This is a genomic window from Neisseria sp. P0021.S005, assembly GCF_051956955.1.
In genome coordinates this window covers 1-3,264 of the sequence record NZ_JBQCWY010000338.1, presented here as the reverse complement: position 1 = coordinate 3,264, position 3,264 = coordinate 1, and the positions used below count along the sequence as shown (strand labels likewise).

General features: G+C 52.8%; 4 protein-coding genes. All 4 read right to left on the bottom strand.

Annotation, left to right across the window (positions count from 1 at the left end; genetic code table 11):
- A partial coding sequence (locus tag ACTHUE_RS13800; RefSeq protein WP_440423630.1) for a 2Fe-2S iron-sulfur cluster-binding protein occupies window positions 1-109 on the bottom strand: 109 nt, incomplete at its 3' end.
- Between the two features lie 58 nt (window positions 110-167).
- On the bottom strand, window positions 168-1,463 hold the full coding sequence (gene nuoF, locus ACTHUE_RS13795) for an NADH-quinone oxidoreductase subunit NuoF (protein ID WP_003686543.1): 1,296 nt from the start codon (window positions 1,461-1,463) through the stop codon (window positions 168-170).
- A 57-nt stretch (window positions 1,464-1,520) separates the two neighbouring features.
- On the bottom strand, window positions 1,521-1,994 hold the full coding sequence (gene nuoE / locus ACTHUE_RS13790; protein WP_004519138.1) for an NADH-quinone oxidoreductase subunit NuoE: 474 nt from the start codon (window positions 1,992-1,994) through the stop codon (window positions 1,521-1,523).
- Window positions 1,994-3,250: an NADH dehydrogenase (quinone) subunit D gene (gene nuoD / locus ACTHUE_RS13785; RefSeq protein WP_004519139.1), complete on the bottom strand. Its 1,257-nt coding sequence runs from the start codon at window positions 3,248-3,250 to the stop codon at window positions 1,994-1,996. Before nuoD ends, nuoE begins: the two co-directional genes overlap by 1 nt.
- Window positions 3,251-3,264: the final 14 nt, after the last annotated feature.

Here is a 3,264-nt window from a genome sequence, read left to right as displayed (position 1 = left end):
TGTGGTAACAGAAATGCGGGATATAAGTACCGAGCTTGTGCGCGGCTTCAATCACCGTCGCGCCCTGCTCCACAGATACCTGTTTGCCGTCGATTTCGATTTGTAACATGGTTCGTTCCTAGTTACGGGTATTTAATAAATAATTCTTTTAGAGGCCGTCTGAAAACTTAGCACCACTTATTCGGTTTCATCGGTCCGCCGTGTTCGATGTAATGCACAAACTCATCACGGAAATGCTTGGTAAAGCTGCGGACAGGGAAGACGGCGGCATCGGCAAGGGCGCAGATAGTGCGGCCTGCCATTTGGTTGCCGACGGAATCCAGCAAATCCAAGTCTTCCATGCGGCCTTTGCCTTCTACGATGCGGTGGACGATGCGGTAAAGCCAGCCAGTACCTTCACGACAAGGCGTACATTGGCCGCAAGACTCGTCGTAGTAGAAGTAGCTCAGGCGTTCAAGGGCTTTCACCATGCACACGTCTTCGTCCATGACGATAATCGCGCCGGAACCCAACATCGAGCCTGCTTTGGAAATCGAGTCATAGTCCATATTGGTCTGCATCATGATATCGGCAGGCAACACGGGCGCGGACGAACCGCCGGGAATGACGGCTTTAAGTTTTTTACCGCCGCGCATACCGCCCGCCATTTTCAGGACTTCGGCAAACGGCGTGCCCAACGGCACTTCATAGTTGCCTGGACGCTCGACATGACCGGAAATACAGAACAATTTGGTACCGCCTGCATTCGGAATACCTTTATCGGCAAATGCCTGTCCGCCGTCACGGATAATGAAGGGGACGGAGGAGAACGTTTCGGTATTGTTGATGGTAGTCGGTTTGCCGTACAGGCCGAACGAAGCAGGGAATGGTGGTTTAAAGCGAGGCTGGCCTTTTTTGCCTTCCAGCGATTCGAGCAATGCGGTTTCTTCGCCGCAAATATATGCGCCGTAGCCGTGGTGGGCGAAGAGTTCAAATTCAAAATCCGAACCCAAAATATTTTTACCCAAAAAGCCTGCGGCACGCGCCTGCTCCAAAGCGGCTTCAAAACGTTGGTAGCCTTCGAAAATTTCGCCGTGGATGTAGTTGTAGCCGGCTTTCGCACCCATCGCGTAACCGGCGATAATCATGCCTTCAATCAGGGCATGAGGATTGAACATGATGATGTCGCGGTCTTTAAATGTACCCGGCTCGCCTTCGTCGGTGTTACAAACCACATATTTTTCGCCCGGGAAGGAACGGGGCATAAAGCTCCATTTTAAACCGGTCGGGAAGCCCGCACCGCCACGACCGCGCAAGCCAGAGGTTTTGACTTCGTCAATCACATCGGTTTGCGAGATGTTTTCGGACAGGATTTTACGCAGGGCGGTATAACCGCCACGTTTGACGTATTCGTCCAATGTCCAGCAATCGGGATTGGCGGTATCCACTTGGTCAAAAATCACGCCTGATTGGTAAATAGCCATTTTTGGTGTGCCTGTTCGTTTTCGTATCGGTTGCAGCCGTTGTTTTCAGACGGCCTTTTATTTCAGTTCGGCAAGTTTCTTGTCAATCGCTTCTGCGGTCATAAAGCTGCACATGCTGTGGTTGTTGACCAGCATGACCGGAGCGTCGCCACATGCGCCCATGCATTCGCCTTCGACAAGGGTAAATTTGCCGTCGGGCGTGGTTTCGCCGTAGCCGATACCGAGTTTTTGTTTGAGGTATTCGCCGGTTGCCATACCGCCGCGCAGGGCGCAGGGCAGGTTGGTACAAACGGTCAGTTTGTATTTGCCGACAGGCTCAAGGTCGTACATATTGTAGAAAGTAGCGACTTCGTAGGCTTGTGCAGGCGAGATGCCGATATAGTCTGCGACAAAAGCGATGGTCTCAGGAGCAAGCCAGCCTTTTTCGGTTTGGGCAATACGCAATGCGCCCATGATGGCGGAGCGACGTTGGTCGGCAGGATATTTTGCCAACTCGATGTCAATTTGTTTTAAAGATTCTGCGGATAACATTATCGGTCAACCTCCCCGAATACGATGTCCTGCGTACCGATGATGGCAACAACGTCGGCCAGCATGTGGCCTTTTGCCATTTCGTCCATGCCTTGCAGGTGGGCGAAGCCGGGTGCGCGGATTTTCAGGCGGTAGGGTTTGTTTGCGCCGTCTGAAATGATGTAAACGCCGAACTCGCCTTTCGGATGTTCGACAGCGGTGTAGGTCTCGCCCTCGGGAACGTGCATACCCTCGGTAAAGAGTTTGAAATGGTGAATCAGGTCTTCTATACCTGTTTTCATTTCGGTACGTTTGGGCGGAGCGAATTTGTGGTTTGTGGTAATGACCGGACCCGGATTGACACGCAACCACTCGGAACATTGTTTGATGATGCGTACGGATTGACGCATTTCTTCCATACGGCAGAGGTAACGGTCGTAGCAGTCGCCGTTGACGCCGACGGGGATGTCGAAATCCATTTTGTCGTACACTTCGTAAGGTTGTGTCTTACGCACGTCCCATTCCACGCCGGAACCGCGCAACATAACGCCGGTAAAGCCTTTTTGCATGGCGCGCTCAGGAGTGACAACACCGATGCCGACGGTACGCTGTTTCCAAATACGGTTGTCGGTCAGGAGGGTTTCGAGTGTGTCGATGTTTTTCGGGAAACGCTCGCAGAAGGCGTCGATAAAGTCGAGCATGGTACCTTCGCGGGATTCGTTGAGCTGCTTCAATACTTTGGCGTTGCGGAATTTGCTGCTCTCGTATTTAGGCATGAAGTCGGGCAGGTCGCGGTAAACGCCGCCGGGACGGAAGTAGGCCGCGTGCATACGCGCGCCGGAAACGGCTTCGTACAAGTCCATCAGCTCTTCGCGGTCGCGGAAGGCGTAAAGAATGGCGGTCATCGCGCCGATGTCGAAAGCGTGCGAACCGATGCCCATTAAGTGATTGAGGATGCGCGTTACTTCGGCAAACATCACGCGAATATACTGGGCGCGGATAGGTACATCGATACCGGCAAGTTTTTCTACCGCCAAGCAATACGCCTGCTCGTTGACCATCATGGAAACGTAGTCCAAACGGTCCATATAGGGCAGGGCTTGCAGATAGGTTTTGGTTTCAGCCAGTTTTTCAGTACCGCGGTGCAGGAGGCCGATGTGCGGATCGGCACGGACGATGGTTTCGCCCTCCAACTCCAAAATCATACGCAATACGCCGTGCGCCGCAGGGTGTTGCGGGCCGAAGTTGATGGTGTAGTTTCTTAATTTATTGGCCACCGTAGTTCTCCTCA